Below are 17,458 nucleotides of genomic sequence, written 5' to 3'. Positions count from 1 at the left end.
CTGTCAGGCGTGTGTCAGATTGCGCGGAGTTTTGGTGGGGGAGAGGCGGGGATCCAGTCGGTGCCGCTGAAACGGTCATGCCGTCCGGATGCAAAGGCCCGCGCCGCCAGACTGACGGGACCGGAAGGCTGGATGGACGCCATGGTCAGCATGGGTTCGGTCGAGACCACATGCGTATGGCAGCAGCCCCCGGAAGACTGCTGGGAATGGGGGATCGCGTGGAAGGCTGATGTGCTGCAGCAGTCCGTGCTCTCGGGTTTCTGGTGATGGACCATGTGGTGCATCGCCATGATCATGTGATGGGGCGCTTCGGTGCGGGCCTGCGCGGTGGACGTGCCCAGCAGCAGCCCGACCTGCATCAGCAGGCAGGCCAGCAGGCCGATCCAGATCCGGGCATGTGTCCTGACCATCAGAAGTCTCACCAGGGGTAAGAGGCGGGGTAATTCGAATGCTCGAATCTTATGGGATTCTATACCCGGCAGGGGAATGGGGAAAGATTTTTTTTCCAGACGCAAAAAGTCCTGCCGAATATGTTTCGGAGTCAGTACATATATTCTATATCCTGATCTTGTATATGAAAGCTGCTGATAGAGAGGGGCTGTTTTTCAGGAATTTCGTAGCATGACGGAAACAGCACACGGTCCGGATTTTGCCCGTGGCGGTTAGGATGGTGTCGAAAACACGGGGTTTGGAGACGTTTCCTGAAATGCGGTACGCCTTTTCCTGAAACAATAATGCGGCCGGATCGGCCAGATCCGGAACAGTCGTGTTTCATGACCGGCCCCATGTTACTAAATGATGCTTTCAGGACGCAGGATGTTGCGTGGCGCCAGCATGTCTCTCTAGGACAGACACTATGACACAGCATGGCACTTCTTCAGTGCGCCGCCGGCTCAGCCTGTCCGCCATTTCCTACAATACCCTGATCTGGGGCAGTCTCATGGCGGGGACCTGCCCTGCGGCCATGGCCGACACGGTTGCGGAGCGGACGAAAAATCACCCGTCCGTTTGTCATGCCATACACAGAACGCCGCATCCGGTTTCCTGTGTTTCGCATCCCGCTGCCGCAGCCTCTGTTCAGAAGTCTGTAAAACTCCCCGTTGCGAAGCCTGTGACAGGAGCAGAAACAGCATCCTCTGCGGATATGGATGGGATCGGGGTGGAAAACATCCGGGTTCTGGGGAGCAATCACACCTATACGGCACCTGCCGTTGAAGCCTGGGGCAAAAGCCCCGTGGCGCTCAAGGACGTGCCGCAATCCGTTTCCGTCATCACCCAGCAGCGCATGGAAGATTCCAACATGCTGACGATGGCGGACGCCATGCGCCAGATCAACGGCATCCGTGTTCTGCCCGGCTCGACAGCCAGTTCGAATTACTATTCCCGTGGCTATCAGCTCACGACATCCGTGGACGGTACGCCGGATGCTTCCGGTACGCTGAACAACGCGGCTTTCGACCTGTCGATGTATGATCGTGTCGAGGTGCTGCGCGGGTCGTCCGGTCTGTTGCAGGGTGGTGGTGGCGCCGGTGGTGTTGTCAACGAGGTCACGAAGAAGCCAGGCCGGGATTTCGCGGTCGATGGTTCCGCCATGGTCGGCAGCTTCAACAATTATCGTGCCGATGTGGACATGACCATTCCGCTGAACCGGTCGAAGACGCTCCGCTTCCGGACGGCCGATCTGTTCCAAGACAACGATTATTTCTACAAATATTCCCATTCGCGCAAATGGCAGGCCTATGGCGCGCTGGAATGGGACGTCACGCCGACCACCACGTTCCTTGTGTCTCACGCAGCCCAGCAGCAGGACATCACGGCGCCATATTTCGGTCTGCCGGTCACGACGGAAAACACGCTGTGGTATGGCGGACGCGATGCCAATCCGAGCCAGGAATGGGGTTATAGCAACTACATGACGCAGCAGACGATTGCGTCCATCACCCAGAAGCTCTGGGGCGACTGGACGGCGACCGCGCGCGCCACGTTCTATGACCAGAATTACAACACGCTGTATAACGAGCCCTGGACGACGATCGATGCCAATACCGGTCTGCTCCAGTATCAGGATATCGGGATTGTCGGGATGCGGGGCAAGAACACGTCGCGTTCAGCGGATGTGTATGCCCAAGGCAGTTTCCGTCTTCTGAACCGCACGTATCATGCGTTGTTCGGCTTCAACTATAATTCCTACGAACAGCTGACGCAGTATGCGAACGTCAACTGCGATGCCATCTATAACAATGTCAGCATCAACAATACGGGCGTCGTGAAGGCGCCGGCTGCGAACTGCATCGACTATAAGCAGAACGATGATGGTTACGGTACGGACGACTACGCCTATCAGTGGGGTTTTTACGGACAGCTCCGTCTTGAAGTGATCCGGCATCTTTCGCTGATCCTCGGCGGTCGCGTGTCGCGGTTCTACGAGAAGCTTCAGTATGTCTCGCCCGGTCCGAAGAGCGAATGGGCGACGACTTCGGACATTCGCGGCCAGCTCACCCCCTATCTGAGTACGGTCTATCAGATCACGCCGAACATCTCGTGGTATGCCAGCTATTCCAGCATCTTCACGCCTTCGGTCGGGCGGCAGACCTATCGCGGGGGCGGGCTGAAGCCGCAGGAAGGCAATCAGGTCGAGACCGGCTTCAAGGCGGAATATTTCCATGGCCGCCTGAACATCTCTTCCGCGCTGTTCCGGATGGAGAGCGTGAACCAGCCTGTTCAGGATCCGGATCACTCGCAGTTCTACATAACCACAGGGCCAATCCGGCGTCAGGGCTGGGAAGCGCAGATCGATGGCGAGATCCTGCCGGGGCTCGATGTCTCGATCGGCTATACCTATCTGGATACGAAGGTCTCGGACGCGAAGGTCAGCGATTTCGGCGGCGTCTATTCCCCGCACCACATGTTCAAGTCCTGGGTGCATTACAACGTGCCGGACGGACGCCTGAAAGGGCTCAGTTTCGGTGCGGGAATTGATGCCAACAGCAATCTGCGCGGCAGTTATGCGACGACGGTTCAGGGCGGCTACATGACGCTGGACAGCATGATCGGCTACAGGATCAACAGACATCTGAAGCTGCAGCTGAACGCGACAAACCTGACCAACCGCTATTACTATGAGCGCGCTAGCGGCGTCTGGCAGTTCAATTTCCCTGCCGCTCCCCGCAGCTTCATGGCCACACTTCGTGCAAACTACTGAGCAAACGACCCCGCCACATTCACTTTCGGACTGGAAAGTCCTTTTTCCCTACTGGAAATCCGAAGAGAAGTGGTGGGCCTGGTCCCTTCTGGGAGGGACCATCGGACTGTCCGTGCTTTACGTTCAGTCCGCCGTCTGGTTCGGGGCCTGGTATCACCGGTTTTTCGATGCGTTTTTTGCCGGTCAGGTCGCGCACTGTCTGGGGATGCTGCCGCTTTACCTGCTGGTGACGGTTGGCTCCGTTGCAGTGCATGTGACGCAGACTTATCTGACGCAGGTCTTGTCCATGCGCTGGCGTTTGTGGAACACGCGGGTCTATCTGCGGCAGTATCTGTCGGAAGAAGCGTATTACCGTCTCGAACACGGGCCGAACCGGGCGGACAATCCGGATCAGCGTATCGCGGATGATCTGTCACAGATGACGGTCCAGACGCTCAGGCTCGGTCTGGATGCGATTGACGCCGTGACCACGCTGTTCTCCTTTGCGGTCGTTCTGTGGAACATCGGGGGGGTATTGTCCTTCGACTGGCATGGCCATCATTTTCACATCCCCGGCTATCTTTTTCTGGGTGCGGTCATCACGACCCTGACGGCTTCGGGGATTCTGGAGCGGTTCGGCTCCCCTCTGATCGGGGCAAATTACCGGCAGCAGCATTTCGACGCGGATCTGCGTGCGGGGCTGATGGATATCCGGCGCAATTCCGAACAGATCGCCTTTTATGGCGGCGAGGAAGCCGAGCATCTGCGTCTGTCCGGCTATCTGGCGCATATTGCCATCAACTGGCGCAGCGTCGTGCGCTACACCTGGCGGGTCAATTTCATCGGTGAAACCTATACCGGTATCGCAACGGTTCCATTGTGGCTGATGCTGGCGCCCAAAGCCATGGCCCATGCCCTGACGTTCGGGCTCTATTCCCAGATCAATTCGGCTTACACGCAGGTCCGGATCAGTCTGGAATGGTTCATTTTCAATTATGCGGATCTGGCAACACTGCGTTCGGTGCTCCAGCGTCTGGGTGAGTTCGAGCGGGTGGTCAGCCAGCAGTCCCAAAGCGGGATCGAACGCTCTGCGTCCGAAAGCCCTGCGGTTCAGACCCGTGATCTTGTGCTGTGCCTGCCGGACGGAAAACCGATCACGGAAATCGGGTCGCTCACGATGGAAAGCGGGGAGCGCTGGCTGGTCCGTGGGCCGTCAGGTTCGGGAAAAAGCACGTTCCTGCGCGCACTCGCCGGCCTCTGGCGTCACGGAAGCGGGGCGGTGTCTTTCAACATGCGTCAGGCCATGTTCCTGCCCCAGCGCAGCTATGTGCCGTCCGGTACCCTGCGTCAGGCCCTGAGCTATCCCGCAACGCCGGACCGTTATGAAACGCTGTCCTGTCAGCAGGCTCTGCAAGTCGTGAATCTGGCGGGATACAGTCCTCGGCTGGATGACATCGCGGAGTGGGGGGATGTGTTGTCTCCCGGAGAGCAGCAGCGTCTGGCCGTGGCGAGGGCGCTCCTGTTCCGGCCGGCGATCCTGTTTCTGGACGAGGCCACATCTGCCCTGGACGAGGGCAATGAACGCCGTCTTTACGAGGCCCTTCTTTCCACGCTGCCAGACACCACCTTTATCAGTGTGGCGCATCGCAATGCGCTGTGCCGCTTCCACGATCACGAGATTATCCTTGGCGATGGCCATGCTGTCTCTTGCGTGCTTGAAAAATAGGGTATCGGGGTATATATCTCCCGGACCCTCTACAGAGTTCTTCCAGCCGACAGGATCCCTTCCAGATGTCAGAAACGATCAGTTTCCCCGTCGGTGGCATGACCTGTGCTGCCTGTGCCGCGCGGATTGAAAAAGTCCTCAATCGTCAGGACGGCGTGAAGGCGACGGTGAATTTTGCGTCCGAACGTGCGCAGGTTGTTTTTGAAAATGCCTCGTCCTCCGTTGAAAGCGTTGTGGCGGCCGTGCGTCGTGCTGGCTTTTCCGTGGATGAGAAGAGCCTTGACCTGTCGCTGTCGGGCATGACCTGCGCGGCCTGTGCGACGCGGATCGAGAAAATCCTGAACCGTCAGCCTTCCGTGCAGGCCAGCGTGAATTTTGCGGCTGAGCGGGCGCATATCAATTACATTCCCGGCGTGGTCGAACCGGCGTTCCTGATCGGGAAGATCGAAAAGGCCGGTTTTGGTGCGGAACGGCTGGACAAGGGAACGCGTGAAGATCCCAAAGCCAGGCGTGAAGCCATCTGGAAGCGTGAGCGCAACCGCTTCATCCTGACGCTTATCCTGTCCCTGCCGCTCTTTGCCGAGATGATCGGCATGGCCTTCGGGCGCATGATCGTGCCGGTTCCGGTGCAGTTCCTGTTCGCCACGATTGTGCAGTTCGTCTGTGGCGCGCATCTGTATCAAAGGGCCTGGAATGCCGTGCGTGGTGGCTCGGCGAATATGGATGTTCTGGTTGTGCTGGGAACGTCCATTGCCTGGCTGTTCAGTGCGATCGTGGTGGTGTTCGGGCTGCATCAGCATGTTTATTTCGAAGCCAGTGCGTCCATCATCACGCTGATTTCGCTCGGCAAGCTCATGGAGACCCGCGCCAAGAACAGGACCAGCGCGGGGATCGAAAGCCTGCTCCAGCTTCAGCCGCAGATCGCGCATGTCGAACGTGATGGCGCGATCGTGGACCGTGCGGTTGCGGACATGCATGTCGGCGATATTTTCGTCGTGCGCCCCGGCGAAAGCGTGCCGGTAGATGGCCAGATCATCGAGGGGTCTTCCGAAATCAACGAGTCCATGCTGACGGGGGAAAGTATTCCGGTTCTCAAGGAAATCGGCAACGAGGTCTTTGGCGGCACGATGAACGCCAATGGCGCGCTGCGTGTGCGGGCGACCGGCGTGGGTGCGGATACGGCGTTGGCGCGGATCGTGAAGATGGTCGAGCAGGCACAGGGGTCGAAGGCCAATGTGCAGCGTCTGGCCGACCGGGTTTCCGGCGTTTTCGTGCCTGCGGTCATCGGGATTGCGGTGCTGACCTTCCTGATCGGCTGGGCCGTGACCGGTTCCGCAACCTGGAGTCTGGTCTCCGCGGTCTCCGTTCTGGTGATTGCCTGCCCGTGTTCGCTGGGTCTGGCGACGCCGACGGCCATCATGGTCGGGACGGGGCGTGGCGCGCAGTCCGGTATCCTGTTCCGCAATGCCGATGCGCTGGAACGGGCCGAGAAGCTCAAGACCATCATCGTCGACAAGACCGGCACCCTGACGCAGGGCCACCCCACGGTTGCTGCCGTTTATCCGGCAGCTGGCATTCCGGTGGATCGGTTTCTGGGCGTTGCACATGCCCTGGAGCATCATTCCGAGCATCCGCTGGCCCGCGCCATCGTGAATTATACCGAAAGCCACGGCGGAAATGCCCCTGCCGCAGTGGAGGATTTTCAGGCGGTTCCGGGTAAGGGCGTTGTCGCGCAGTGCGGGGGGCAGGAGGCGCGTCTGGGTTCGCCGGCTTTCATGCAGGCAAGCGGTCTGGACCTGTCGGCGCTGCCGGTTGCCGTGCTGGAAAGCGAGGGTAATACCGTTATCGCCGTGGCGCAGGGCGGTCAGGTTCTGGGCATTATCGCGCTGGCGGATGAACTCCGGTCCGATGCCGTGGCGACCGTAGAAGCCCTGAAGGCCCGTGGCATCCGGGTCGTGATGCTGACCGGCGACAATGAACGCGCGGCATCGGTTGTGGCACGACGGGTTGGCATAGACGATTATCTCGCCGGCGTTCTGCCAGAGCATAAGGCGGATGGTATTGCGAAATACCGGGCGCAGGGCGGTCTGGTCGGCATGGTGGGGGATGGCATCAATGATGCGCCGGCCCTGGCCGCCGCCGATGTCGGGTTCGCCATTGGTGCGGGCTCTGCCGTGGCTCTCGATACGGCCGATGTCGTGCTGATGAAGAGCGAGATGACGGGCGTTCTGGACGCGATTTCACTGTCCCATGCGACCCTGTCCAAGATCCGGCAAAACCTGTTCTTCGCCTTCATCTACAACATTCTGGGCCTGCCGCTGGCGGCTTTCGGAATGCTGAATCCGATCGTGGCGGGCGCTGCCATGGCCATGAGTTCCGTCTCGGTGGTCAGCAACTCCCTGCTGCTCAACCGCTGGAAACCGATCTCCGGCAAGTCCTGAGACAGACTTTTCCAGGTGCAGTCACTGCACCCGGAACGGCAGTTTCCGGCGGGCGAAATCGAGCATGGCCGTCGCGCCATGCTCCCACAGGCCCAGCGGTTCGCTGCTGCCGATATGGCCGACAGCGCCCGCTTCCAGAAAATCCGACTGCCACTGACCGGCCAGCGCGCGTGCACGCGGCAAGGACAGCCAGGGGTCATTGCTGCTGGCCATGAGGGCCGTGGGAACGGGCAGGGGCGTATTGGGAAGCGGCCCGAAAGAGCAGATGCGCGTGACGTCCGGATGGGCCGTCTGGTCAATATCGGCAGGCGCGACCAGAAACGCCCCGGCCACGCGCTGTCCGCCATTCCGGCTCAGCCACCTGGCGCTCAGCACGGCGCCGAGACTGTGGGCGATCAGGAAAACCGGACGGGACGAGGCCTCGACCGCAGCGGTGAGCGCTGCTTCCCAGTCTGCGGGTGTGGGTGTTTCCCAGTTCGTCTGGTGAAGACGTTTCAGGCCATAAGCCTGTTCCCAGTGGGACTGCCAGTGATCCGGACCCGAACCAAACAGGCCGGGGACCAGCAGCAGTTCGACCTGCTGGCCAAGGCGCTGGAACGCGCCGGCGATCTGCTGGCGGCCCGTATCAGGCAGGCCATGCGTGGCCCAGGCTGGATCGAAGGATGTCGGACGGCCGGAAAACAGGTTCATGACGTTATCTCCTCTCAGCCGTCCCGACTCTTCTGCAGGAGAGCGGAACAGGACTTGGAGTTAATAACGAACACAAACGCATATTAAATAAAATAACTTTTGTTTATAGTTATTTTATGGGTGCTCAGGCCAGCCCGTCGAAGAGCTGTGTGGAGAGGTAGCGTTCCGCAAAGGACGGGACGATGGCCACGATCGTTTTGCCCCGGCTGGAGGGCTTGCGGGCCAGTTCCATGCCGGCAAACAGCGCGGCTCCCGAGGAAATTCCGATGGGGATACCTTCAACGGCTGCACAGAGACGTGCCGTTGCCACTGCTTCCTGCTCGGAGACCTCGAACACGCCATCCAGCGCCTTGAGATCCAGCGTATCAGGCTCGAAACCCGGGCCGATGCCCTGAATGCCATGCGGGCCGGGCTCATCGCCATGCAGTACGGCACTTTCGCGCGGTTCCACACCATAGACCTTGATGGATTTGCGGTGTTTCTTGAGCCCATGCGCAATGCCGGACGCTGTACCACCTGTTCCCAGACCGGCCACGACCATATCGACCTTGCCTGCCGTATCTTCCCAGATTTCCCGGGCCGTCGTGGCTTCATGCACCGCCGGATTGGCGTCGTTTTCGAACTGGCTCGGCATCCAGGCGTCAGGCAGGGTGCGGTTAAGCTGCTCGGCGCGTTCGATGGCGCCGGCCATGCCACGGGATGCAGGTGTCAGTTCCGTGTCCGCGCCCATCAGGCGCAGCATTTTCCGGCGCTCGGTCGAGGCGTTTTCTGGCATGGTGACGATCAGGCGGTATCCGAGCGCCACGGCCGCGAAAGCGAGCGAAATGCCGGTATTGCCCGAGGTCGGCTCGATCAGAACCGTGCGGCCCGGCGTAATCAGGCCGCGGGCTTCGGCATCCCGCAGCATGGCCACGCCAATCCGGTCCTTGACGGAGCCGAGCGGGTTGAAAAATTCCAGCTTGAGGAGCAGCCGCCCGTTGAGATGCTCACGCTGGGTCAGATGTGGCAGCGCGACCAGCGGTGTGCCTCCCACCGTCTCCAGAAAGGAGTTGAAAACGCGTCCCCGGGGGGCGGCATAACCTTCGAACGGGGCGGGGGACAGCGGAACCTTCTTGCTCATGGCCTCACTTAACATGGGAAATGGGGAAAAGGGCAGACGGTAAATGATGATTTCCGCTACAACGAAACAATAGCGTTATTATGGCTATGGCGTCGATATCACATCATGTTCATGCGTTATATGTTGACGGCACGCTACAGCCCGTCGTATCTGACAGCCTCCAGTGGCATCCACAGCAACGGGACCGGTCGGTCAATGATGTGTCGAATGTGTAGCACGCAGCGCAAACGCTGCTCCGCTTCAGGTCCGGAGGCAAGTGTCTCCGGCGTGTCATAACGCCCGACAACTGGACTGTCGGGCTCTTTCTTCAGGGTCCGGCATCATGCTTGGTTCAACCATTATCGAAATCAACGGCGTCTTCCTCGGTGCGGCCATTCTGGTCAGCACGAGTGGCACGAGACGCTTCTATGCCGCGCATGACAGCGTGCGCGCGCTCCATAACGAACTCCTTCCCGATCTGGTCGCGCTGCAGCAGCGCATCCGCCAGCATGTGCGCAAACCCGGCCGCCAGATGGTCTGATTGACGAAGAGCCTCTTCTGTCCGGACGTATTCGTGCTGTAGAACAAAAAAGATCACGAACCGGAACGGATGGGAGCAGGTGTGGAAGGAAGTTATCGGCGGATTATCCGCGCTGTTCTGACGCGCCGTGACGGCGCCTTCGCGGCCCTGCTTCTGGTTTCCATCATCCTTGCCTGCCTGTCTGCCCCGCTTTACGCCACGCTCAACGGGATTGATCCGTTCTCGTCCGATATCGCGGGCACGACGATCCGGAACGGGCAGCGCGTTGACCTCATGCAGCCCAACGACAACCCGCTTCATCTGGGGCTCAGTCCGATCGGGCCGGACTGGCGGCCGGGGCCGTATGCGCTCGGGGCGGACTCGCAGGGGCGGGATGTGGCGGCCCGCGTCCTGTATGGCGGCCGCAATTCCCTGCTGATTGCGGCCGCGTCTGCGACGTTCTGCCTGTGTCTGGCGGCCTGTATCGGGATCTGTGCGGGGTATTTCGGCGGCTGGATTGATCTGATCCTGTCACGCATTCTGGATATGCTCTGGGCGATCCCGGTCTATCTGTTTGCAATTTCGCTGTCCGTTGTCACGGTGGGGCATGGCATCCGGCTTGGGCCTGTGACGATCGGGGCGGATAATCTGCTGATCCCGATCGGGATTATCGCGCTGGTTTATGTGCCCTATGCGGCGCGGCCGTTGCGGGCGCGGGCGCTGAGCCTGTCGCAGGCGGGATTCGTGATGGCGGCGCGGGGCATGGGAGCGTCGGACTGGCGTATCCTCTGGCGGGAAATCCTGCCAGGGCTGACGCCGACCATGGCCGTTCTGGCACCACTGGTGATGGCGCTGTGCATGCTGGCGGAATCCGCACTGTCCTTTCTCTCGCTCGGTGTGCAGGCCCCGGCGGCGTCCTGGGGAACAATCATTCAGGACGGCGAAGGGCTGCTTTATACGCGACCCATGGTGGCCATCGTGCCGGGGCTGGCGATTGTTCTGACGGTACTGGCGCTTAATGTTCTGGGCAATGCGCTGCGGGACCAGCTTGATCCGAAAGGAGCCGGCCGATGATCCGCAGTCTGGCTTCCCGGACCGGGCAGATGCTTCTGGTCATTTTCGGGATTTCGGTTCTTGTGTTCTGCATTTTCTTTGCGACACCGGGTGCGGACCCGACGGCGCGCATTGCAGGGCGTGGGGCCAGTCCGCAGGTCGTGGAACGTATCCGTGCGGAGTATGGATTCGATCGTCCACTGCCCGTGCAATACGTGAAGATGATGGAAAAGCTGTTCGTCACCCGGGACCTGACGTCTTTCGTCAATCACGGGCAGCGGGTCGTTCCGGAAGTTTTGCAGGCCGCACCCGTGACGCTCTCGCTCGTGCTGTGGGCGGCATTTTTCTGGGTCAGTGGATCGCTGGTTTTCGGGATTGCCTCGGCTGTGCTGCGCGATAGTTGGGTGGACCGGTTGCTGATGGTTCTGGGGCTGATCGGTCTGTCCATGCCGGTGTTCTGGCTGGGCGAGGTCGTCAATCTCGTCACGCAGAGCCGCTGGCATGACACGTTTCTGTTCCGCTGGGTGCCGCCGCTTGGATATGTGCCGTTTTCGCAGAGTCCCTGGGGGTGGGCAAAGGCGCTGTTTTTGCCCTCCCTGACGCTGGCGGTGTGTTTCATCGGTTTGTATGCGCGGGTCCTGCGTTCCGAACTGCTGACCGCCATGGGCGAAGACGCCATCCGCACGGCGCGTGCCAAAGGGGCTGGGCCGGTGCGGGTGTGGCTGTGGCATGGTCTGCGGCTGTCCTGGCTGAGTTATGTGTCGCTGTTCGGTTTGGATTTCGCGCAGCTTCTGGGGGGCGGTGCGCTTCTGACGGAAGTCGTGTTCGCCATGCCGGGCGTGGGGCGCCTGACCTATCAGGCGCTGGCGACGCTCGATCTGCCGCTTATTATGGCAACAGTCATGTACGCCGCCGTTTTCGTCGTCATCGCCAATGCGCTGGTGGACGGGCTTTATGCCCTGCTGGACCCGCGGATCATGGAGGGACGGCATGGGCGCTGACGCTCTTTTAAAGCTGCATCACCTGCATCTGGAACTGCCGAATGGAACGCCGCTACTGGAAGACGTGTCCCTAACCGTGCGGCGTGGGGATGCGCTGGGGGTAGTCGGAGAATCCGGGTCGGGGAAAAGCCTGACGGCCATGAGTGTCATGGGGCTGTTGCCGAGTCTGAAGGCTTCGGGCTCCATCCGTTTCGAGGGGCGCGAGCTTCTGGGGATGAAGGATCGTGAGTGGCGGCGTCTGCGTGGTGTGGGCATGGCCATGATCTTTCAGGACCCGATGACGGCGTTTCTGCCCGTCCGGTCCATTGGCGCGCAGATTGATGAACAGATACGCTTGCATGAGCCCGTCAGTCGCCGCGAAGCGCGGGCGCGGACCGTGGCTCTGCTGGGGCGGATGGGTGTCCCCGATCCGGAAGCAGCGGCGAAGCGCTATCCGCACCAGCTTTCCGGCGGTCTGCGCCAGCGTGCCATGATTGCGATGGCGCTGTCTTGTGACCCCGCACTTCTGATTGCGGATGAGCCGACTACGGCGCTCGATGTTACGGTGCAGGCGCAGATCCTGACGTTGTTGTGCGAAATCCGCGCCAGCGGGGCCGGTGTGATGTTGATTACGCATGACATGGGCGTCGTTGCTCAGACCTGCACGCATGTGGCGGTTGTCTATTCGGAGCTTGTGGTGGAGCAGGGGCCGGTTGCGGCAGTGATGGCGCGGCCATTGCATCCCTATACGCAGGCGTTGCTGGAAGCGATCCCGCCGCTGGATGGCCCGAGGCCGGATGCGCTGCCGACCATTCCGGGACGTCCGCCAGCCCCCGATGCGCGGCCGGAAGGCTGTGTTTTTGCGCCACGCTGCCGGTACGTGCGACCGGACTGTGCCGTGCGTCCTGCTTTGCGTGAACCGGAAGAAGGGCGGCGCGTGGCCTGCGTGCTGTACGACGCATGACCATCCTGCTTGAAGCGAAAAACCTCAGCAAACACTACCGCCTGTCGCATGGGGAAACCCTGCGGGCCGTGAGCAATGTGTCGCTGGTCGTGCATCGTGGGGAGGCTCTGGCGCTGGTCGGGGAGTCCGGCTGTGGCAAGTCCACGCTGGGCCGCACGCTGATCGGTCTGGGGGCGCCGAGTTCGGGCGACGTGTTCTTTGAGGGCGAGCGGATTTCCGGCCTGTCGGACCGGGCGCTGCGGCGCTGGCGGCCGCGGATGCAGATGGTGTTTCAGGACTCGTCCTCGACGTTCAACCCGCGCCGTACCATTGGCGATACGCTGGCGGAACCGATGCGGATCCATGGACGGACCGGCATTGCGGAGCGGATCGGGACGCTGCTGGAGCAGGTCGGCCTGTCGTCGTCCGTTCTGTCCCGTTATCCGCATGAGTTTTCGGGTGGGCAGCGGCAGCGTCTGAACATTGCCCGCGCCTTGATGCTGGGGCCGGATCTTCTGGTGGCAGATGAGCCGACCTCCGCGCTCGATGTGTCTGTGCAGGCGCAGATCGTGAATCTGCTGCGGGAACTGCGCAATTCGCTGGGCGTGGCGTGTGTGTTCATCTCCCATGATCTGGCGGTTGTGCGGCAGATGGCGGACCGGATTGCCGTCATGTATCTGGGGCGGATTGTGGAGGAAGGGGACGTGCTGGCGGTCTTGGAAGCTCCGGCCCATCCCTATACGCGGGCGTTGCTGGATGCGGTGCCTCGTCCGGACCGGCCCTTGCCGCCGCCGCTCAAAGGCGAAGTCCCGAGCCCGATCAAGCCGCCGCAGGGCTGTGCGTTTCATACGCGTTGTCCGCTGGCCCAGCCGCGATGCTCGCAGGAACGACCGGAACTCGACAGGGTCGCAGAAGGGCGCAGGGTCGCCTGTCATTATCCACTGCCCTAAAAAAGGCAACGGTTTGTTCCGATCTTGGATATAGACGGCAACACCTGCCGTGGGGCACAGAAGGCTGCACGCCCCCCTTAGAATTTTTTGCCCGAGATCCCGCCCGATGCGCCAGACCATCCGTTTTTATCTGGGGGAAGACCTCTGCACGCTCCGGGATGTATCCCCGACGCTGACCCTGCTGGACTGGCTGCGTGAGCGCGGCCGGACCGGTACCAAGGAAGGCTGCAATGAAGGCGATTGCGGAGCGTGTACGGTACTGGTCGTCCGGCTTGAAGACGGGCGGCTGAACTGGCGCGCGGTCAATGCCTGCATCCAGTTCATCAGTATGCTGGACGGTGCGCAGGTCTATACGATCGAGGATCTCGGCACGCCGGATGCGCCACATCCCGTGCAGAGCGCCATGGTTGAGCAGCATGGCTCACAATGCGGGTTCTGCACGCCGGGTTTCGTCATGTCGATGGCGGCCTATCGCAAGACCGAAGGCGCCTCGGCAGACGATCAGGCCATTGATGACGCACTGGCCGGTAATCTGTGCCGCTGCACCGGTTATGCGCCGATCGTGCGGGCCATGAAACAGGCGATGACAGCCGGGCCGGACTGTTTCGATGCGCAGGTGGAGGCCATTGCCGGACGTCTGACAGCGTTGCAGGACGGCGAGAGTGTGCGGCTTGAAGGGCCTGAAGGCACGCTCAGTATTCCGGCGTCCGTGGATGATCTGGCGGAGATCCTGCTGGCCGATCCGGCTGCAACCATTGTTGCGGGCGCCACGGATGTGGGGCTGTGGGTGACGAAGGGGATGCGTTGCCTGAAGCATGTCGTGCCCATCGGGCGCGTTCCGGAACTGCGCGCTCTGACCAGAACGGCTGAAGGGTTGCGGATCGGGGCTGCGGTGACGTATCAGGACGCGCGCTCGGCCATTGCAGAACTGCTGCCGGATGCGGGGGAAATGATCCGCCGTCTGGGCTCCACGCAGGTGCGGAACAGTGCCACGGTTTGTGGGAATATCGCCAATGGCTCCCCGATCGGGGACGGGCCGCCGATGTTCATTGCGGCCAATGCGACGTTGCATCTGCGGCGCGGGGCAGAGCGTCGGTCCATCCCGCTGGAAGACTATTTCATCGCTTACGGAAAGCAGGATCGGCAGCCCGGCGAGTTTGTGGAGGCGCTGACCATTCCGATACCGGCACAGAATGCGCAGTTCCGGGCCTATAAAATTTCCAAGCGCTTCGATCAGGATATTTCCGCTGTTCTTGGGGCTTTCATGATCGAAACGGATGATCAGGGCCGGATTATCACGGCCCGGCTGGCTTATGGCGGCATGGCGGCCACGCCGAAGCGGGCGTCGGGTGCGGAAGCGGCATTGCTCGGACGGGTCTGGGATGAGAACGCGCTGGAGGCTGCACGGGCCGCGGTTCTGGAAGATTTTGCCCCGCTGACCGACATGCGGGCAAGTGCCTGGTACCGGCAGACCGTGGCCGCCAATCTGCTGACTCGGTTTTTTGAAGAGACGACGGGCACTGAACAAGCGCGTCTCGTCCGGACGGGAGGACTGGCGCATGTCTGATCTCGTTCCGGGTGCCGCTTCGACCAGCATGAAGCACGAAAGCGCGATGCTGCATGTGACGGGGCGGGCGACCTATATTGATGACATGCCTGAGCCGCGTGGTACGCTGCATCTCGTGCCGGGGCTGAGCACGAAGGCCCATGCGCGGATCGTGTCGATGGATCTGGACGCCGTGCGTACCGCGTCGGGCGTCGTGTGCGTGCTGACGGCGGAAGATGTGCCGGGGGAAAACCAGATCAGTCCGGTTCATCGGGAAGACGAGCCACTTCTGGCGACAGATCACGTTCATTTCTGGGGGCAGGTGATGTTCGCCGTGGTGGCGACCTCGCTTCAGGCGGCGCGGCAGGCCGTGCGTCTGGCGAAGATCGAGTATGAGGAAAAGCCTGCGATCCTGAACATCGCGCAGGCGCGGCAGAATGGCAGCCCGATGGTCTGGCGCTCCCTGACCATGCAGCGCGGGGATGTAGAGCGTGGTCTGACGGCCGCGCCGCGCCGTCTGTCGGGACAGATCGAGATTGGCGGGCAGGAGCATTTCTATCTGGAAGGGCAGGCCGCGCTCGCCCAACCCGGAGAGGCCGGGGAAATGCGGATCTGGTCCTCCACGCAGCATCCATCCGAGACGCAGCATCTGGTCGCGGCCGTGCTCGGGCGGCCGCATCATCTGGTCACGACGGAAGTGCGGCGTATGGGCGGGGCGTTTGGCGGCAAGGAGACGCAGGCCAATGCCTGGGCCTGTCTGGCCGCCATCGCCGCTGATCGAACGGGACAGGCCGTCAAGGCGCGTCTGGACCGCGATGATGACATGATGGTCACGGGCAAGCGGCATGATTTCCTGATCGACTACGACGTCGGCTTTACCGATGAGGGCGATATTCTCGCCGTGGACATGGTTTTGGCCGCGCGGTGCGGCTGGGCGGCGGATCTGTCCGGACCTGTTACGGACCGGGCGCTGTTTCATGCCGATAACGCCTATTTCTATCCGGATGTGCGGCTGAAATCCGAACCGTTGCGGACCAATACCCAGTCCAACACGGCCTATCGCGGTTTTGGCGGACCGCAGGGCATTGTCGCGGCCGAGCGCGTGATCGAGGAAGTCGCATTTGCGACCGGGCTGGACCCTGTGACGGTCCGTCTGCGGAATGTTTATGGGACCGGGACGCGCAATCTCACGCCGTATCACATGACGGTCGAGGACTCGATTACGGCGGAAATCCTTACAAAGCTGGTCGCGCGTTGTGACTATCAGGCGCGTAAGGCGGAGATCCGGGCATTCAATCGTAACAGCCGCATCATTCGTCGCGGCATTGCACTGACGCCGGTGAAGTTCGGCATTTCCTTTACGGCCACGCATTACAATCAGGCCGGCGCGCTGGTGCATGTCTATACGGATGGCTCGGTTCAGGTGAACCACGGCGGGACGGAAATGGGGCAGGGGCTGCACACCAAGATGGTGCAGATCGTCCTGCGCGAGTTCGGTCTGACGGCGGATCTTGTGCGCATCACGGCGACCACGACCGGGAAGGTTCCGAACACGTCGGCTACGGCGGCGTCATCGGGAGCGGATCTGAACGGCATGGCGGTGCTGGACGCCGTTCGGAAGATCAAGGGCCGGATGATCACGTTCGCTGCTGAAAAATGGGGCGTGGCGGTTGAAGATATCCATTTCCGGCCTGATGGCGTGCATGTCGGTGCGGAGATCATGACCTTCCAGCAACTCGCCTGGCAGGCTTATTTCGCGCGGGTTTCGCTGTCCTCGAACGGGTTTTACAAGACGCCGAAGATTTCCTGGAATCCCGAGACCGGGCGCGGCCGACCGTTTTTCTATTTCGCCTATGGCGCGGCCTGTGCGGAAGTGTCGGTCGATCTGCTGACGGGGGAGCACAGCATCGACCGAGTGGATATTCTGCATGACGCCGGGCAGTCCCTGAATCCCGATATCGATATCGGGCAGATCGAGGGCGGGTTCGTGCAGGGTGCGGGCTGGCTGACGACCGAAGAACTGGTCTGGGATCCGGCCGGCCGTCTGCGCACCCATGCGCCCAGCACGTACAAGATCCCGGCCTGTTCCGACCGGCCGCGGATTTTCAACGTGGAATTGCTGGAAAACGCACCGAACCGGGAGGAGACGATTTTCCGCTCCAAGGCCGTCGGAGAGCCGCCTTTCGTGCATGGGGTCGCGGTTTTGCAGGCCATTTCGGACGCGATTGCCAGTCTGGATGACTACCGCACCTGTCCGAAGCTGGACGCACCGGCCACGCCTGAGAGGGTGCTGAAAACCCTCATGGCGCTGCAAGAGCGCGCGGACTGA

Annotated in this window: 13 protein-coding genes; 10 read left to right on the top strand and 3 right to left on the bottom strand. The window is 61.3% G+C overall.

What is annotated here, in order from left to right; all coding sequences use genetic code 11:
- Positions 1–14 precede the first annotated feature (14 nt).
- Positions 15–410 (bottom strand): hypothetical protein, encoded by a 396-nt coding sequence (locus tag HKD24_RS07355; protein ID WP_194259691.1) that lies wholly within the window; start codon positions 408–410, stop codon positions 15–17.
- Between the two features lie 734 nt (positions 411–1,144).
- Here HKD24_RS07355 and HKD24_RS07350 point away from each other — a divergent pair.
- The 3 genes from HKD24_RS07350 (at position 1,145) to HKD24_RS07340 (ending at position 7,348) form a co-directional block, all read left to right on the top strand.
- Complete coding sequence (locus HKD24_RS07350; RefSeq protein WP_407646358.1) at positions 1,145–3,202, top strand: TonB-dependent siderophore receptor; 2,058 nt, start codon at positions 1,145–1,147, stop codon at positions 3,200–3,202.
- Positions 3,189–4,907 carry an ABC transporter ATP-binding protein/permease gene (locus HKD24_RS07345; protein ID WP_322783295.1) on the top strand — a complete coding sequence of 573 codons (1,719 nt, stop codon included), beginning with the start codon at positions 3,189–3,191 and terminating at the stop codon, positions 4,905–4,907. Before HKD24_RS07350 ends, HKD24_RS07345 begins: the two co-directional genes overlap by 14 nt.
- A 65-nt stretch (positions 4,908–4,972) precedes the next feature.
- Entirely contained in the window at positions 4,973–7,348 is a 2,376-nt protein-coding gene (locus HKD24_RS07340; protein WP_194259689.1) for a heavy metal translocating P-type ATPase, read from the top strand.
- A gap of 21 nt (positions 7,349–7,369) precedes the next feature.
- Here HKD24_RS07340 and HKD24_RS07335 read toward each other — a convergent pair whose 3' ends face one another.
- Together HKD24_RS07335 and cysK are read right to left on the bottom strand one after the other, a co-directional pair.
- The gene (locus HKD24_RS07335) at positions 7,370–8,038 is read right to left on the bottom strand and encodes an RBBP9/YdeN family alpha/beta hydrolase (RefSeq protein ID WP_194259688.1); all 669 of its coding nucleotides are present in this window, start codon (positions 8,036–8,038) and stop codon (positions 7,370–7,372) included.
- Between the two features lie 124 nt (positions 8,039–8,162).
- Positions 8,163–9,158 (bottom strand): cysteine synthase A, encoded by a 996-nt coding sequence (gene cysK, locus HKD24_RS07330; RefSeq protein WP_041111260.1) that lies wholly within the window; start codon positions 9,156–9,158, stop codon positions 8,163–8,165.
- Positions 9,159–9,480: 322 nt separating this feature from the next.
- Here cysK and HKD24_RS07325 point away from each other — a divergent pair, with 322 nt between their 5' ends.
- The 7 genes from HKD24_RS07325 (at position 9,481) to xdhB (ending at position 17,458) form a co-directional block, all read left to right on the top strand.
- Positions 9,481–9,678 carry a hypothetical protein gene (locus tag HKD24_RS07325; protein ID WP_062500561.1) on the top strand — a complete coding sequence of 66 codons (198 nt, stop codon included), beginning with the start codon at positions 9,481–9,483 and terminating at the stop codon, positions 9,676–9,678.
- Positions 9,679–9,747: 69 nt separating this feature from the next.
- Entirely contained in the window at positions 9,748–10,731 is a 984-nt protein-coding gene (locus HKD24_RS07320; protein WP_228124242.1) for an ABC transporter permease, read from the top strand.
- Positions 10,728–11,711: an ABC transporter permease gene (locus tag HKD24_RS07315; protein ID WP_194259687.1), complete on the top strand. Its 984-nt coding sequence runs from the start codon at positions 10,728–10,730 to the stop codon at positions 11,709–11,711. The genes HKD24_RS07320 and HKD24_RS07315 overlap by 4 nt, the downstream gene beginning before the upstream one ends.
- A complete protein-coding gene (locus HKD24_RS07310) occupies positions 11,701–12,654 on the top strand; it encodes an ABC transporter ATP-binding protein (protein WP_194259686.1) in 954 nt (317 codons plus the stop codon). Before HKD24_RS07315 ends, HKD24_RS07310 begins: the two co-directional genes overlap by 11 nt.
- On the top strand, positions 12,651–13,583 hold the full coding sequence (locus tag HKD24_RS07305; protein ID WP_194259685.1) for an ABC transporter ATP-binding protein: 933 nt from the start codon (positions 12,651–12,653) through the stop codon (positions 13,581–13,583). The genes HKD24_RS07310 and HKD24_RS07305 overlap by 4 nt, the downstream gene beginning before the upstream one ends.
- Positions 13,584–13,689: 106 nt before the next feature.
- Positions 13,690–15,150: a xanthine dehydrogenase small subunit gene (gene xdhA, locus HKD24_RS07300; protein ID WP_194259684.1), complete on the top strand. Its 1,461-nt coding sequence runs from the start codon at positions 13,690–13,692 to the stop codon at positions 15,148–15,150.
- Complete coding sequence (gene xdhB, locus HKD24_RS07295) at positions 15,143–17,458, top strand: xanthine dehydrogenase molybdopterin binding subunit (protein ID WP_194259683.1); 2,316 nt, start codon at positions 15,143–15,145, stop codon at positions 17,456–17,458. The genes xdhA and xdhB overlap by 8 nt, the downstream gene beginning before the upstream one ends.

It is taken from the genome of Gluconobacter vitians, from assembly GCF_015244565.1.
Taxonomy (GTDB): domain Bacteria; phylum Pseudomonadota; class Alphaproteobacteria; order Acetobacterales; family Acetobacteraceae; genus Gluconobacter; species Gluconobacter vitians.
The sequence above is the reverse complement of the archived record's forward strand: the minus strand, read 5'-3'. Positions and strand labels throughout refer to the sequence as shown.